Raw genomic sequence first — 15540 nt, 5'->3', positions numbered from 1 at the left:
GTCGGAATCCTAGAGCGCGGGGAGTTCGGGCACGGCGTCTCCGGCCTCGATGGCGAGGTGGGCGCCCTTGAGTCCGCGGCCGGCCAGCCAGCCGAGCAGGTCCTCCCGCGTGCCGCTCAGGGTCACCGGGGTGCCCTCGGTGCCGCCCGTGCGGGCGACGAACTCGCCGTCCGAGAACTGGAGGGTGACGGGCGGGACGTCGGGGCGGCCGGACCAGCGGTCGGCGAGGAAGGCGATCTCCCGGTCGGCGAACGCGGTCGGGAGGTCGTCGAGCCCGTAGCCGATGTTCAGGTCGACGTGGTGGAGCTCGACCTCCACGAGGCGGCGGAAGGGCACGTTGGCGGCCAGGTCGGTGACGCCGTTGCGCAGCTCGACGGTGCGCTGCCAGTCCTGGGCGGGCTCGGCGGTGGCGAGGAAGCGGGCCGCGGAATCACGGAGGTCCGTCAGGTGTTCTTCCAGGGGTCGCCCGGCGTCGCGCTCGATGTCCGCGTCGCGGGCGGCGGCGCTCTCGTACATGGGGCGGCCCTCGAGGACGTTCACGAGGGCGTCGGCGTTGCGCGCCAGGTGGGCCAGGATGTGGCCGCGGGTCCAGCCCGGGAGGTGTGACTCCTCGGAGAGGGAGGCGTTGTCCATTTTCGCGACTGCGGTCAGCAGCCGGTCCGTGGCTTCACGTACAGAGGCCAGGTCGTGCACATGATCAGTCATGGTTCCGAGCCTAGTGCTCACGGGGCCTGGCCACACGATCGGGTGAAGCGGTCACGGGAGTGCCGTAAATCGAATGTGCGTGCTATACGCTCGGAAGTCAGACTCCATCCCATCGCAGCGGCGCCCCCCATACCCTGGACAGTCGGGGCCCGTGCCCCCGCTCACTCAAGAAAGGTGCGACCGGCGTGACCGACCGTCTCATCGTTCGTGGCGCTCGCGAGCACAACCTGAAGAACGTCTCGCTCGACCTGCCCCGCGACTCGCTCATCGTCTTCACCGGCCTCTCCGGCTCGGGCAAGTCCTCCCTGGCCTTCGACACGATCTTCGCCGAGGGGCAGCGCCGCTACGTCGAGTCGCTGTCCTCCTACGCCCGGCAGTTCCTGGGGCAGATGGACAAGCCCGACGTCGACTTCATCGAAGGCCTCTCCCCGGCCGTCTCGATCGACCAGAAGTCCACCTCGCGCAACCCCCGCTCCACCGTCGGCACGATCACCGAGGTCTACGACTACCTCCGCCTGCTCTTCGCCCGCATCGGCAAGCCCCACTGCCCCGAGTGCCGCCGGCCGATCTCCCGGCAGTCGCCGCAGGCGATCGTCGACAAGGTCCTCGCGCTCCCCGAGGGCAGCCGCTTCCAGGTGCTGTCCCCGCTGGTCCGCGAGCGCAAGGGCGAGTTCGTCGACCTCTTCGCCGACCTCCAGACCAAGGGCTACAGCCGGGCGCGCGTGGACGGGGAGACCATCCAGCTCTCCGAACCGCCGACGCTGAAGAAGCAGGAGAAGCACACCATCGAGGTGGTCGTCGACCGCCTCACCGTCAAGGACAGCGCCAAGCGCCGGCTCACCGACTCCGTCGAGACCGCACTCGGCCTTTCCGGCGGCATGGTGATCCTGGACTTCGTCGACCTCGCCGAGGACGACCCCGAGCGCGAGCGGATGTACTCCGAGCACCTCTACTGCCCCTACGACGACCTCTCCTTCGAGGAGCTGGAGCCGCGCTCCTTCTCCTTCAACTCGCCCTTCGGCGCCTGCCCCGAGTGCACCGGCATCGGCACGCGCATGGAGGTCGACCCGGAGCTGATCGTCCCGGACGAGGACAAGTCCCTCGACGAGGGCGCGGTCTCGCCGTGGGCGCTCGGCCACACCAAGGACTACTTCCAGCGGCTGATCGGCGCCCTCGCCGGAGAGCTGGGCTTCCGGACCGACATCCCCTGGGCCGGGCTGCCGCAGCGGGCGAAGAAGGCCCTGCTGTACGGCCACAAGACCCAGATCGAGGTCCGCTACCGCAACCGGTACGGGCGCGAGCGGGCGTACACGACGGCCTTCGAGGGTGCCGTCCCGTTCGTCAAGCGGCGGCACGCCGAGTCCGAGAGCGACGCCAGCCGCGAGCGCTTCGAGGGCTACATGCGCGAGGTGCCCTGCCCGACCTGTGAGGGCACCCGGCTCAAGCCGATCGTGCTCGCGGTGACGGTGATGGAGCGGTCCATCGCCGAGGTCGCCGCGATGTCGATCAGCGAGTGTGCCGACTTCCTGGGGCGGCTGAAGCTCGACGCCCGCGACAAGAAGATCGCCGAGCGGGTCCTCAAGGAGGTCAACGAACGCCTCCGCTTCCTCGTGGACGTGGGCCTGGACTACCTCTCCCTGAACCGGGCCGCGGGCACCCTGTCCGGCGGCGAGGCCCAGCGCATCCGGCTGGCCACGCAGATCGGCTCCGGCCTGGTCGGCGTGCTGTACGTACTGGACGAGCCGTCCATCGGCCTGCACCAGCGCGACAACCACCGGCTGATCGAGACGCTGGTCCGGCTGCGGGACATGGGCAACACGCTCATCGTCGTCGAGCACGACGAGGACACCATCAAGGTGGCCGACTGGGTCGTGGACATCGGCCCCGGCGCCGGCGAGCACGGCGGCAAGGTCGTGCACAGCGGCTCCCTGAAGGAGCTGCTGGAGAACGGCGAGTCGATGACCGGCCAGTACCTGTCGGGCAAGAAGTCGATCCCCGTGCCCGACGTACGCCGCCCCGTGAACGGCGAGCGCAAGCTGACGGTGCACGGCGCCAAGGAGAACAACCTGCGGGACATCGACGTGTCCTTCCCGCTGGGCGTGCTCACGGCGGTCACCGGCGTCTCCGGCTCCGGCAAGTCGACGCTGGTCAACGACATCCTGTACACGCACCTGGCGCGCGAGCTCAACGGCGCCCGGTCGGTGCCGGGCCGCCACACGCGGGTGGACGGCGACGACCTCGTCGACAAGGTCGTGCACGTCGACCAGTCGCCGATCGGCCGGACCCCGCGGTCCAACCCGGCTACCTACACGGGCGTCTTCGACCACGTGCGCAAGCTCTTCGCGGAGACGATGGAGGCGAAGGTGCGCGGCTACCTGCCGGGCCGCTTCTCCTTCAACGTCAAGGGCGGCCGGTGCGAGAACTGCTCCGGCGACGGCACCATCAAGATCGAGATGAACTTCCTGCCGGACGTGTACGTCCCGTGCGAGGTCTGCCACGGCGACCGGTACAACCGGGAGACGCTGGAGGTGCACTACAAGGGCAAGTCCATCGCGGAAGTCCTGAACATGCCGATCGAGGAGGCCCTGGACTTCTTCGAGGCCGTGCCGACGATCGCCCGGCACCTGCGCACGCTGAACGAGGTCGGGCTCGGATACGTCCGCCTCGGCCAGTCCGCGCCGACCCTGTCCGGTGGTGAGGCCCAGCGCGTCAAGCTGGCCTCGGAGCTGCAGAAGCGGTCGACGGGCCGGACGGTGTACGTACTGGACGAGCCGACGACGGGGCTGCACTTCGAGGACATCTCGAAGCTGATCAAGGTGCTGTCCGGGCTGGTGGACAAGGGGAACTCGGTGATCGTCATCGAGCACAACCTCGACGTCATCAAGACCGCGGACTGGGTCGTCGACATGGGCCCCGAGGGCGGTTACGGCGGCGGCCTGGTGGTGGCCGAGGGCACGCCGGAGCAGGTCGCGTCGGTGGGCGCGAGCCACACGGGCAAGTTCCTGCGGGACATCCTGGGGGCGGAGCGCATCTCCGACGCGGGGGCGCCGCCGGTCGCGGTTCCGGCGCGGAAGCGGGCGGCGGCCAAGAAGGCGGCGCCCGCCAAGAAGGCCGCCGCCCCGGCGAAGAAGGCGGCCCCGGCGAAGAAGGCGACGGCCCGCACCCGCAAGGCGTAGCCCCTGGGCGGGGGAGGGCGGGGCCGCCGCGCCGGTGCGGCCAGGTCGGGCGCCGCTGCGCGGGTCCGGCCGGGGTGGCGGGGCCGCTGCGCGGTGCGAGTCCCCTACCCGCCCTTCGCCCGTTCCCCGGGGCGTTGCCCCGGACCCGTCGGGGCGTTGCCCCGGACCCGTCGGGGCGTTGGCCCGGGCTCCTTGGGGGGCGTGGGCCTGGACGCCGTGGGGTTCCGTCCCGGGTCTCGCGCCTCAATCGGCGGCTTCGGCCAGCTCCGCCGCGTACGGGGGTTCGGCGCCCGCGCGGGTGCAGGTCAGTGCGGCCGCGCGGGCCGCGTATGCCAGGACGTCCGGCCAGTCGGCGGCGCCGGCGTCCGGGGCCCCGGCGAGCCGGTGCAGCAGCGCCGCGTTGACGGTGTCGCCCGCGCCGATCGTGTCCGCCACGGCGACCGGGAGGGCCGCCGCGCTGTGCTCCGCGCCGTCCGAGGTCCACACCGTCAGGCCCGCCGCACCCCGGGTGAGCACCACCGCCGACGGCCCGGCCGCCAGCCAGTCGCCGACCCGGCCGCCCAGCCAGGCCGCGTCCTCCTCCGAGAGCTTGAGCACCGACACGTACGGCAGCCACCCCAGGAACCGCTCCCGGTACGCCTCCGGGTCCGAGATCAGCGCCGGGCGGACGTTGGGGTCCAGCAGGGTCAGCAGCCCGCGCCGCGACTCCCGGCGCAGCAGCGCCTCGTACGCGGACGCGCCCGGCTCCAGCACCAGGGAACAGGTCCCGAGCGCGAGGGCCCGTACCCCCGCGGGCAGCGCGGGCGGCAGGGCGAACAGCCGGTCGGCGGTCCCCTCGACGTAGAAGCCGTACACCGCCGAGCCGTCGGGGCCCAGCGAGGGCACGGCCAGCGTGGTCGGCTCGGGCCCGCGCTGCACCAGCGAGAGGTCCACCCCCGCGGTCCGCAGCCCCGCCAGCAGGCTCTCGCCGAAGCCGTCCGCCGACACCCGGGAGCAGAAGGCGACCTCCGCCCCGAGCCGGCCCAGAGCCAGGGCGGTGTTGTAGGGCCCGCCGCCGGGCCGGGGCAGCAGGGCGCCCGCCGGCCGCTCGACGGGCACGAGGTCGATCAGGGCTTCTCCACCGACGACGATCACGCGGGGGAAGGTATCCCATCGGACGCCGGTATCGTCGGGTCGACCCGTGGACCCGCACCCGGGGCCCGCCACTCGTGCCAGGAGAACCGCATGTCCGCGCAGCAGCCCGCCGCCCGCCGTACCGTCCTCAAGGGCGCCGCCGCGCTCGCCGGGGCCGTGGGCGCGGGGGCGGTGCTCACCGCGTGCTCCACCGCGAGCGACAGCGGCGCCGGCAGCCCGGCCGTCCCGAAGGAGCCGGTCGAGCTGGGCGGCGCGGCCGACGTCCCGGTCGGCGGCGCGAAGCTGTTCCGCGAGCGCAAGGTCGTCGTCAGCTGCCAGGCCGAGGGCCAGTACAAGGCGTTCAGCGCCCAGTGCACGCACGCCGGCTGCGTCCTGGACAAGATCGTCGAGGGCGAGGGCAACTGCCCCTGCCACGGCAGCCGCTTCGACGTCACCACCGGCAAGGTCCTGCGCGGTCCGGCCACCGACCCGCTGCCGGCGGTCCCGGTCAAGGTGGAGAACGGCAAGCTGATCGCGGGCTAGGGTCTGTCGTCGGCCGGGCCCGCCGGTCCGGCCGCTCCGCCGGTGAGGGCCGTGCCCGTGCGGGTGCGCAGGTGTACGGCGGAACGGCCCGTGCGGCGGGTCGTCACCAGGCCCGCCCCGCGGAGCGCCCCCAAGTGCTGGGAGACGGCGCTCGCGGTGACGCCCAGGCGGGCGGCGAGGTCGGGGGTGCTGAGCGGCTCGCCCAGTTCGGCGAGCAGCGCGGCGCGGGTGCGGCCGAGGACGGCGGCGAGCCCGGCGGACGTCGGACGGGGCTCCTCCCAGAGCAGTCCGACACCGGACGCCGGATAGCGGATGGAGGCGGCCGTGCGCGGGGAGTGGTCTACGACGACGTCCGGCCAGCCGAAGACGGACGGCATCAGCACCAGCCCGTGCCCGCCCGCCTCGATCGTGCACACCGCGCCCGCACGGCGGCGTCCGTGCACCACCAACTCGCCCTCCCGCCAGACCACATCCCGGTGCAGCTGCGCGAGGAGGCCTTCCACCCCGCAGTCGGCCAGCGTCACCGCCCGTCGCGTGAGGTCCGCCTCCAGCACGGCCCGCATCCGCCCCCAGTGCGGGGCCACCAGCCGGGAATGACAGCGCGCCAGCGCACCCGCCACCCGTTCCAGCAGCGCCGCCGGCTCCGGCAGCCGTCCCGCCCGGGCGCCCAGCGCGGCGCACTCGGCCGTCACGAACGCGGGGTCCGTCTCCCGCAGGTCCGCGAGCTCGGTGCCGAACGCGGGAAGGCGTTCCCCGGGCACGGGGAACAGGAACGACGGCAGGCAGCCCCCGAGCAGCGTCCGCAGCAACGGCAGCTCCGGTTCCGCCGCCAGCACCGGCTGCGCCTCGCGCACCCAGGGCCGGTGCACCTCGTGCCCGCCGGCACCGAGCGCCGCCCGTACGCCGAACACGGTCTCGGCGAGCGGCGACACCGCGAGCCGTACCCGCGCCACCTCGGCCGCCGAGAGGCGGATCTCCACCGGCATGTCCGCCCGCCCCCGATCGTTTAGCCGTGGCTGAACGATAGCCGGGCCCGGGCGCCGCGCCGCAGGCTGTCCGCCATGGAGTTCTTCGCCTCGTACGACGGCACGACGCTCGCCTTCCGCACGCTCGGCGCCGGGCCGCCACTGCTCTGCCTCCCCGGTGGCCCCGGCCGCGCCGCCGACTACCTCGGCGACCTGGGCGGCCTGTCCGCCCACCGCACCCTGATCCTGCCCGACACGCGCGGTACCGGCGCCTCCGCGATGCCCGCCGACCTGGCCACGTGCCGGGTCGACCGGCTGGTGGCCGACGTCGAGGCGCTCCGCCGCCACCTGGGCCTGGAACGCCTCGACCTGCTCGGCCACTCCGCCGGCGGCAGCCTGGCCATGCTCTACGCCGCCGCCCACCCCGACCGGCTGGCCGGCCTGACCCTGGTGACCCCCTCGTTCGCCGCCGTCGGACTGCCCTCCGACACCGGTGTGGCGGAGGTGATCGCCGCCCGTGCGGCGGAGCCCTGGCACGCCGACGCCGCGGTGGCGCACCGCCGGATGAGGACCGCGCGCACCTTCGCCGAGGCGGCGCGGTACCGCTTCGCCTTCGAACCGCTGATGTACGGGCGCTGGGACGACGCCGCCCGCGCGCACGCCGCCGCCGACCCCGCCCAGCGCTCGCTGCCCGTCAGCGAGCACTACTACAAGGACTACGTGCCCGACACCGAGGACCTGCGCGGGCGTCTGGGGGCCCTGCCCTGCCCCGTGCTGCTCCTCGCGGGCGAGCTGGACCTGTGGCCCACCGCCCGGTCGGCCAGGGACGCCGCGTCCCTCTTCCCCCGGGCGGTGCTCGCCGTCCAGCCGGGCGCCGGTCACTACCCCTGGCTGGACGACCCGGGGGCGTTCGCGGCGACGGTGGAGGCCTTCCTCGCCGGCCGCCGGGCCGGGAGTGACGCCGCTCCTACTCCCAGTCCCAGGTGATGCCCAGGATCCCGCGCCGCACCTCCTGTTCCAGCAGGTGCACCGCGCGGTGCCGGCCGCTCGGGGTGAGGTCGACGAGGGCGGTGCGGGGGGCGCCGGGGCCCGTGCGGGCGAAGCGGCGGCAGCGGACCGGGAGGGCCGCCTCGTCGAAGGCGACCTGGAGCACGTACTGCCCGCCCGCGTAGCTGAAGCCGCGCACGTACTCCGTGCTGCGGCCGCCCGTGCCGTCCGTGATCCCGTAGCCGAAGACGTACGTGTCCCCGCGCCGCAGCCGCGCGTCAAAGAGCAGCTCCGCCACCACCACCCCGGCCTCCCGGTGGCAGCGCACCCGGCCCGTGCGGCAGTTCTCGTACGCCGTCACCTCCACCCGCGTGGCGTCGCACCCCGGATCGCCGTGGTGGACGGCGAGGTAGCGGTCGACGCCGTCGCGGTGGGCCCGGACGATCTGCTGCGACTCCCGCGTGCGCAGCTCGCCGCCCGGGCCGATGCGGACCCGCTCGTGGTGGCCGACCGTGTGCAGGCCGCCGTCCGCCGGGAGCTCCATCCCGGCCAGCAGCCCCTCCACCGCCGCGCCCACGCTCACCAGCGCCCGGTAGGAGCGGGCGGCCGGGCGGGGCGGGCCGGCGTCGGGGAGGGGGCCGGTCAGCAGCCGCAGCAAGGAGCCGCCGGGCAGTTCCAGGATCTCCTCCAGGGCGGAGACCGCCCGCAGGGACTCGGGGTGGCGGGGCCGGCGGGCGCCCTGCTGCCAGTAACTGAGGCTGGTCACGCCGAGCTTGATGCCGCGCGCGGCCAGCCGGTGCTGGACGCGTTGCAGGGGCAGGCCGCGGGCGGCGATGGCGGCGCGCAAGGCGGCGTGGAAGGGGCCGTCGCGCAGCATCCGTGCGAGCTGCGCCGTGTCCGGCGCGTCTGGCGGGTCGCCGGTGGGCCGCATGGCGACTCCTCTGTGAACGTTCACACGCGCCGGGTGGGGGGCCGGGCCGGTGGTACCGGGGGACCTGGTGGAACGGCAGCAACCGTTCACACCACAGCCCCACCGTTCACACTGCAATGTCACCGCGTATTGAAGCGTGTTGACCTGATCGCGACAACACCCTGATGCTCCTCCACAGCGTCCGGACGCGCTCCTCCACCCCCACACACCCCGAGTCCCCACCTCGGGTCCCCATTCGGGAGGAACGCGATGCGCAACAGAAGAGGGCGGCCGTCCCCGGCCGCCGCCCAGACCTCCGCCCAGACCTCCGCCCAGACCTCCGCCCAGACCTCCGCCCAGACCTCCGTCCAGACCTCCGCCCTGATCGCCGCCCTGGTCTCCGCCCTGCTCCTCGTCCTGCTGCCCGTGGGCATCGGCGCCGGTACCGCCACCGCCGCCGGCCCGGCCGCGGACGCCCCGAGCGCCGCCCTGGCCTCCAAGCGGCTGGGCATCACCATGCAGGCCCAGCAGAAGAACAACTGGTGCTGGGCAGCCGGCGGCAACACCATCGCCACCTGGTTCGGCCGCAACTACAGCCAGAACCAGTTCTGCAACGCCGCCTTCAACCGCCAGCAGGGCACCGAGTGCCCCAACAACCAGGCCACCCTCGGCAACGTCCAGACCGCGCTGCGCTGGGCCGGCATCAACTCCGGCAGCTACGTGACCGGCTGGCTCCAGTACTCCACCGTGCAGAGCGAGATCAACGCCAACCGCCCCATAGAGACCCGCATCCAGTGGTCCAACGGCGGCGGCCACATGCACGTCCTCTACGGCTACGACACCGCGAGCAACTGGGTCTACTGGGGCGACCCCTGGCCCTCCAGCGACCGCTACAACTGGGCCTCCCACGCCTGGTACGTGGACAACAGCACCTTCTCCTGGACCCACTCCCTCTACCGGATCGGGGCGTGACCGCCATGACGCTCCGCGCCTCCGCGGCCGCGGCCCTCGCCGCCGCCGTAGCCGTACTGGTCACGGGCGGCCAGGCCGCCGCCGCGCCCGTACCGCAGCCGCAGACCGCCACCGCCGAGAACCGGGCGGCCGCCCACGAGGCCGCCGCCGCGCCCGACACCCTGGCCACCCTCTCCCGGTTCTTCGCCCGCGAGGGGAAGGTGTCGGTCGCCGCCGCGCAGCCCCGGGTCGAGGCAGAGGTGACCCCGGTGAGCTACCTCTCCCCGGACTTCGTCGCCGGGAAGGCCGGTGCGCCGGTCGCGCGGCTGGAGTTCCTGGCGAGCGCGGCCGTCTCCTCCGACGGGCAGAAGGCCGCCCTGTGGACCGCGAAGACCGGGGCGGGCTGGCAGGTGGTGAACATCGCCACCGGCGACGACGAGTTCCGCTACGCCCGGCTGGGCGCGGAGAAACTGCCCGGCGGGACCGTGTTCCGCGAGCCGCAGATCGACGCCTGGTACGTGGCACGCGGAGACCGGGTGCTGCCGCTGGACGAGGACGCGGCGCGGGCCGTGGGGGACCGGGGGACGACGCTCGCCGGATACCGGACCCGGGTGACGGGACTGTACGGGGACAAGCTGCCCGGGTCCGCGTACGCCGAGGGGGGCCGGGCCGGGGGCTTCGCCGACGGCGCCGGCGCCGGTGAGCCCGGTGGCCCGGGCGGGGTCCCGGCGGCGGTCGGCGCCGGAGCCGGGGCGCTGGCGCTGGGCGCGGGCGGGGCGGTCGTCCTGCTCCGGCGGCGCCGGGTGCGCGTGGCGTAGCCCCCGGGTGCTCCGCTCCGCGGGGCCCGGCCGGCGCCCTTCGCCGGGGGGGCGGGGGTGGGGGGTCGGCCCTGCGGGGCTGGTCCCCTCCCCGCCCTTCGCCCGTTCCCCGGGGCTGCGCCCCGGCCCCCCGGGGGCTCCGCCCCCGAACCCCCGCGCCTCAAACGCCGGCGCCGGCGTCGGCTGCCGGGCCGGGTGGACCGGGCCGGGGTGCGGGGGGTTGTCGGCCTCCGCCAGTAGGGTGGTTGGCATGGCCGACCCTTCCAGCTACCGTCCCGAGCCCGGGCAGGTCCCCGACTCCCCGGGGGTCTACAAGTTCCGCGACGAACACCGCCGAGTGATCTACGTCGGGAAGGCCAAGAGCCTGCGCCAGCGCCTGGCGAACTACTTCCAGGACATCGCCGGCCTGCACCCCCGTACCGCCACCATGGTCACCACGGCCGCCTCCGTCGAGTGGACCGTCGTGTCCACCGAGGTCGAGGCCCTCCAGCTCGAATACTCCTGGATCAAGGAGTTCGACCCCCGGTTCAACGTCAAGTACCGCGACGACAAGAGCTACCCCTCCCTCGCCGTGACGATGAACGAGGAGTACCCCCGCGTCCAGGTCATGCGCGGGCCCAAGAAGAAGGGCGTGCGCTACTTCGGCCCGTACGGGCACGCCTGGGCGATCCGCGAGACCGTCGACCTCATGCTGCGCGTCTTCCCGGTGCGCACCTGTTCCGCCGGGGTGTTCAAGCGGTCCGCCCAGATCGGCCGCCCCTGCCTGCTCGGCTACATCGGCAAGTGCTCCGCGCCCTGCGTCGGCCGGGTCACGCCCGAGGACCACCGGGAACTCGCCGAGGACTTCTGCGACTTCATGGCGGGCCGCACCGGCACCTACCTCTCCCGGCTGGAGAAGCAGATGCACGAGGCCGCCGAGGAGATGGAGTACGAGAAGGCCGCCCGGCTGCGCGACGACATAGGCGCCCTGCGCCGCGCCATGGAGAAGAACGCGGTCGTCCTCGCCGACGCCACCGACGCCGACCTCATCGCGGTCGCCGAGGACGAGCTGGAGGCGGCCGTGCAGATCTTCCACGTCCGCGGCGGCCGGGTCCGCGGCCAGCGCGGCTGGGTCACCGACAAGGTCGAGGCCGTCGACACCGCCGGGCTCGTCGAGCACGCCCTCCAGCAGCTGTACGGGGAGGAGAAGGGCGAGGCCGTCCCCAAGGAGGTGCTCGTACCGGCGCTGCCCGAGGACGCGCCCGCCCTGAGCCAGTGGCTCGCCGGGCGGCGCGGGTCCGGCGTCAGCCTGCGCATCCCGCAGCGCGGGGACAAGAAGGCGCTGATGGAGACCGTCCACCGCAACGCCCAGCAGTCCCTCGTCCTGCACAAGACCAAGCGCGCCAGCGACCTCACCACCCGCTCCCGGGCCCTGGAGGAGATCGCCGTCGCCCTGGAGCTGGACGGCGCGCCGCTGCGCATCGAGTGCTTCGACATCTCCCACCTCCAGGGTGACGACGTCGTGGCGTCCATGGTCGTCTTCGAGGACGGACTCGCCCGCAAGAGCGAGTACCGCCGGTTCCAGGTCAAGGGCTTCGAGGGGCAGGACGACGTCCGCTCCATGCACGAGGTCGTCTCCCGCCGCTTCCGCCGCTACCTCCAGGAGAAGCTGAAGACGGGCGAGTGGGACGCCGAGGACGGGGAGGTCCCCGAGGAGGACGGACGCCCCAAGCGCTTCGCGTACCCGCCGCAGCTCGTCGTCGTCGACGGCGGGCAGCCCCAGGTCGCGGCCGCCAAGCGGGCCCTGGAGGAGCTCGGCATCGACGACGTGGCCGTGTGCGGGCTCGCCAAGCGGCTGGAGGAGGTCTGGCTGCCCGGCGAGGACGACCCCGTCGTGCTGCCCCGCACCAGCGAGGGCCTCTACCTGCTCCAGCGGGTACGTGACGAAGCCCACCGCTTCGCCATCCAGTACCAGCGCAACAAGCGCGGAAAGCGCCTGAAGGCGGGCCCGCTGGACGAGGTCCCCGGCCTCGGCGAGAGCCGCAAGCTGGCCCTGCTGAAGCACTTCGGTTCGGTGAAGAAGCTGAGACAGGCGACAATCGACCAGATCTGCGAGGTCCCGGGCATAGGCCGCAAGACGGCGGAGACCGTGGCCGCCGCCCTCGCCGGGGCGGTTCCCGCCGGTCCTGCCGTCAACACGGCGACAGGAGAGATCATTGAGGACGAGGCCTCCGCACCTGCGGAGACATCGTCCGAACGGGGGACCGCGCCATGACCCAGCACGAGACCGCACAGACGACCGAGCACGCGAACGAGCACGACCGAGACGGAGCACAGGTGAGTACGGGCACGACCGTGGAGCCCGGCGACAACGCCGAGACCGCCATCCCCGAGCTGGTGATCATCTCCGGGATGTCCGGAGCCGGCCGCAGTACGGCGGCCAAGTGTCTGGAGGACCTCGGCTGGTTCGTCGTCGACAACCTCCCGCCGGCGCTGATCCCCACCATGGTGGAGCTCGGCGCCCGCTCCCAGGGCAACGTCGCGCGGATCGCCGTCGTCGTCGACGTCCGCGGCCGCCAGTTCTTCGACGCCCTGCGCGAGTCCCTCTCCGACCTGGAGGCCCGCGGGGTCACCCGGCGCATCGTCTTCCTGGAGTCCTCCGACGACGCGCTGGTCCGCCGCTTCGAGTCGGTCCGCCGCCCGCACCCCCTCCAGGGCGACGGCCGCATCGTCGACGGCATCGCCGCCGAGCGCGACCTGCTGCGCGAGCTGCGCGGTGACGCCGACCTGGTCATCGACACCTCCAGCCTGAACGTGCACGAGCTGCGCGCCAAGATGGACGCCCAGTTCGCGGGCGACGAGGAGCCCGAGCTGCGGGCCACCGTCATGTCCTTCGGCTTCAAGTACGGGCTGCCCGTCGACGCCGACCTCGTCGTCGACTGCCGCTTCATCCCCAACCCGCACTGGGTCCCGGAGCTGCGCCCCTTCACCGGGCTCAACGAGGAGGTGTCGGGCTACGTCTTCAGCCAGCCCGGCGCCAAGGAGTTCCTCGACCGCTACACCGAGCTGCTCCAGCTCATCGCCGCCGGCTACCGCCGCGAGGGCAAGCGGTACGTGACCATCGCCGTCGGCTGCACCGGCGGCAAGCACCGCAGCGTGGCCATGTCGGAGAAGCTCGCCGCCCGCCTCGCCTCCGAGGGAGTCGAGACCGTCGTCGTCCACCGGGACATGGGGCGCGAGTGACCGGACGCACCCTGCGGCTGCGCCGCCTGCGCCGTCTGACCCCCGGACGGGGCGAGGAGGGCGAAGGCCGCGCCGGCCGCCGCGCGGCGTCGAAGGTGGCCGCGCCCAAGGTCGTCGCCCTCGGCGGCGGCATGGGCCTGTCGGCCTCCCTCGCCGCGCTGCGCCGGATCACCGGCGAGCTCACGGCCGTGGTCACCGTCGCGGACGACGGCGGCTCCAGCGGACGGCTCCGGGAGGAGCTGAGCGTGCTGCCGCCGGGCGACCTGCGCAAGGCGCTGGCCGCGCTGTGCGGCGACGACGACTGGGGCCAGACCTGGGCCCGGGTCATCCAGCACCGCTTCCAGTCCGAGGGCGATCTGCACGGGCACGCGGTCGGCAACCTGCTGATCGTCGCCCTCTGGGAGCAGCTCGGCGACCCCGTCCAGGCCCTCGACCTGGTCGGGAAGCTGCTCGGCGCGCAGGGCCGGGTGCTGCCGATGTCGGCGGTGCCGCTGGAGCTCCAGGCGCTGGTCAAGGGGCACGACCCGGCCCGCCCGGACGAGGTCGACACGGTCCGGGGGCAGGCCACGGTGGCCCTCACACCCGGCGAGGTGCTCTCGGTGCAGGTCGTGCCGACGGACCCGCCGGCCGTGCCGGAGGCCGTCGCCGCCGTGCTCGACGCCGACTGGGTGGTGCTGGGCCCGGGGTCCTGGTTCTCCTCCGTGATCCCGCACCTGCTCGTGCCGGAGCTGCTGGACGCGCTGGTACAGACCAAGGCCCGGCGGGTCCTGTCACTGAACCTGGCGCCGCAGCCCGGCGAAACCGAGGGCTTCTCTCCGCAGCGTCATTTGGAGGTTTTGGCCCGACACGCCCCTAAACTCGCCCTGGACGTGGTGCTGGCCGACGAGGCCGCCGTGCCCGACCGCGAGTCCCTCGCCGATGCCGCGAAACGGTTCGGTGCCGCGGTCGAGCTGGCTCCCGTGGCCAGACAGGACGGTTCTCCGAAGCACGATCCGGAGCTGCTGGCCGCCGCGTACGACCGTATTTTTCGGATGCATGGAAGGATCGGCCCATGGCGATGACGCCCGCGGTGAAGGATGAGATCTCACGCCTCCCCGTCACCCGGACCTGCTGCAGGAAGGCGGAGGTCTCGGCGATCCTGCGGTTCGCGGGCGGCCTGCACCTGGTGAGCGGCCGCATCGTCATCGAGGCGGAGCTGGACACCGGGATCGCGGCCCGACGGCTGCGCAAGGACATCCTGGAGATCTTCGGCCACTCCTCCGACCTGGTGGTCATGGCCCCGGGCGGGCTGCGCCGGGGCAGCCGCTTCGTCGTGCGCGTCGTCGCGGGCGGGGACCAGCTGGCACGCCAGACGGGCCTCGTGGACGGCCGCGGCCGCCCCATCCGGGGTCTTCCCCCGCAGGTGGTCTCCGGCGCCACCTGCGACGCGGAGGCGGCCTGGCGCGGTGCCTTCCTGGCCCACGGCTCCCTCACCGAACCGGGACGCTCCTCCTCCCTGGAGGTCACCTGCCCCGGCCCGGAGGCGGCCCTGGCCCTGGTGGGCGCCGCCCGCAGGCTCTCCATCGCCGCCAAGGCGCGCGAGGTACGCGGCGTGGACCGGGTCGTGGTCCGCGACGGCGACGCGATCGGCGCCCTGCTGACCCGCCTCGGCGCCCACGAGTCGGTGCTGGCCTGGGAGGAGCGGCGGATGCGGCGCGAGGTGCGCGCCACCGCCAACCGCCTCGCCAACTTCGACGACGCCAACCTGCGCCGCTCGGCACGGGCCGCGGTGGCCGCCGGCGCCCGGGTCCAGCGCGCGCTGGAGATCCTCGGCGAGGAGGTCCCCGAGCACCTCGCCGCGGCCGGCCGGCTGCGCATGGAGCACAAGCAGGCCTCCCTGGAGGAGCTGGGCGCGCTCGCCGACCCGCCGCTGACCAAGGACGCCGTCGCCGGCCGGATCCGCCGCCTGCTGGCGATGGCCGACAAGCGGGCCCAGGACCTCGGCATTCCGGGCACCGAGTCGAACCTGGACCTCAGCGAGGAACTGGCCGACAACATGGCCGGCTGACCCGCGGTTCTCCGGAACGCTCCCGACGGGCCCGCACGCCCACCCGCGTGCGGGCCCGTCCCGTTCCCGCTCCGCACCCGTTTGTCCCATTGACATGTGCATC

Annotated in this window: 13 protein-coding genes; 9 read left to right on the top strand and 4 right to left on the bottom strand. The window is 73.5% G+C overall.

Annotation, left to right across the window (positions count from 1 at the left end):
• Nucleotides 1–9 precede the first annotated feature (9 nt).
• Nucleotides 10–705: a maleylpyruvate isomerase family mycothiol-dependent enzyme gene (locus D1J60_RS09165; protein WP_125597868.1), complete on the bottom strand. Its 696-nt coding sequence runs from the start codon at nt 703–705 to the stop codon at nt 10–12.
• Nucleotides 706–890: 185 nt separating this feature from the next.
• Here D1J60_RS09165 and uvrA point away from each other — a divergent pair, with 185 nt between their 5' ends.
• A complete protein-coding gene (gene uvrA, locus D1J60_RS09160) occupies nt 891–3881 on the top strand; it encodes an excinuclease ABC subunit UvrA (RefSeq protein ID WP_125820766.1) in 2991 nt (996 codons plus the stop codon).
• A 243-nt stretch (nt 3882–4124) separates the two neighbouring features.
• On the opposite strand, the gene D1J60_RS09155 is transcribed toward uvrA, so the two are convergent.
• Complete coding sequence (locus D1J60_RS09155) at nt 4125–5015, bottom strand: carbohydrate kinase (protein WP_125820765.1); 891 nt, start codon at nt 5013–5015, stop codon at nt 4125–4127.
• A gap of 90 nt (nt 5016–5105) precedes the next feature.
• On the opposite strand from D1J60_RS09155, the gene D1J60_RS09150 reads away from it, so the two are divergent.
• Nucleotides 5106–5537: a Rieske (2Fe-2S) protein gene (locus tag D1J60_RS09150; protein WP_125820764.1), complete on the top strand. Its 432-nt coding sequence runs from the start codon at nt 5106–5108 to the stop codon at nt 5535–5537.
• On the opposite strand, the gene D1J60_RS09145 is transcribed toward D1J60_RS09150, so the two are convergent.
• The gene (locus tag D1J60_RS09145) at nt 5534–6523 is read right to left on the bottom strand and encodes a DUF5937 family protein (RefSeq protein ID WP_125820763.1); all 990 of its coding nucleotides are present in this window, start codon (nt 6521–6523) and stop codon (nt 5534–5536) included. The two genes, D1J60_RS09150 and D1J60_RS09145, sit on opposite strands and share 4 nt — an antisense overlap.
• Nucleotides 6524–6598: 75 nt before the next feature.
• On the opposite strand from D1J60_RS09145, the gene D1J60_RS09140 reads away from it, so the two are divergent.
• The gene (locus D1J60_RS09140; protein WP_125820762.1) at nt 6599–7489 is read left to right on the top strand and encodes an alpha/beta hydrolase; all 891 of its coding nucleotides are present in this window, start codon (nt 6599–6601) and stop codon (nt 7487–7489) included.
• Here the strand turns inward: D1J60_RS09140 and D1J60_RS09135 are convergent.
• Complete coding sequence (locus D1J60_RS09135) at nt 7470–8420, bottom strand: hypothetical protein (RefSeq protein WP_125820761.1); 951 nt, start codon at nt 8418–8420, stop codon at nt 7470–7472. The genes D1J60_RS09140 and D1J60_RS09135 overlap by 20 nt on opposite strands.
• A 249-nt stretch (nt 8421–8669) precedes the next feature.
• On the opposite strand from D1J60_RS09135, the gene D1J60_RS09125 reads away from it, so the two are divergent.
• The 6 genes from D1J60_RS09125 (at nt 8670) to whiA (ending at nt 15437) form a co-directional block, all read left to right on the top strand.
• A complete protein-coding gene (locus tag D1J60_RS09125) occupies nt 8670–9371 on the top strand; it encodes a papain-like cysteine protease family protein (protein ID WP_241253191.1) in 702 nt (233 codons plus the stop codon).
• Nucleotides 9368–10168 carry a hypothetical protein gene (locus D1J60_RS09120; RefSeq protein WP_125820760.1) on the top strand — a complete coding sequence of 267 codons (801 nt, stop codon included), beginning with the start codon at nt 9368–9370 and terminating at the stop codon, nt 10166–10168. The genes D1J60_RS09125 and D1J60_RS09120 overlap by 4 nt, the downstream gene beginning before the upstream one ends.
• Before the next feature lie 250 nt (nt 10169–10418).
• Nucleotides 10419–12422, top strand: a complete 2004-nt coding sequence (uvrC, locus tag D1J60_RS09115) for an excinuclease ABC subunit UvrC (protein WP_125594310.1) — start codon at nt 10419–10421, stop codon at nt 12420–12422.
• Nucleotides 12419–13390: an RNase adapter RapZ gene (rapZ, locus tag D1J60_RS09110; protein WP_125820759.1), complete on the top strand. Its 972-nt coding sequence runs from the start codon at nt 12419–12421 to the stop codon at nt 13388–13390. The genes uvrC and rapZ overlap by 4 nt, the downstream gene beginning before the upstream one ends.
• The gene (gene yvcK, locus D1J60_RS09105) at nt 13387–14451 is read left to right on the top strand and encodes a uridine diphosphate-N-acetylglucosamine-binding protein YvcK (protein WP_125594312.1); all 1065 of its coding nucleotides are present in this window, start codon (nt 13387–13389) and stop codon (nt 14449–14451) included. The genes rapZ and yvcK overlap by 4 nt, the downstream gene beginning before the upstream one ends.
• The gene (whiA, locus tag D1J60_RS09100; RefSeq protein ID WP_030237199.1) at nt 14442–15437 is read left to right on the top strand and encodes a DNA-binding protein WhiA; all 996 of its coding nucleotides are present in this window, start codon (nt 14442–14444) and stop codon (nt 15435–15437) included. Before yvcK ends, whiA begins: the two co-directional genes overlap by 10 nt.
• Nucleotides 15438–15540: the final 103 nt, after the last annotated feature.

Source organism: Streptomyces sp. W1SF4, from assembly GCF_003950035.1.
GTDB lineage: Bacteria > Actinomycetota > Actinomycetes > Streptomycetales > Streptomycetaceae > Streptomyces > Streptomyces racemochromogenes.
This window is presented reverse-complemented; position numbering and strand designations above follow the sequence as displayed.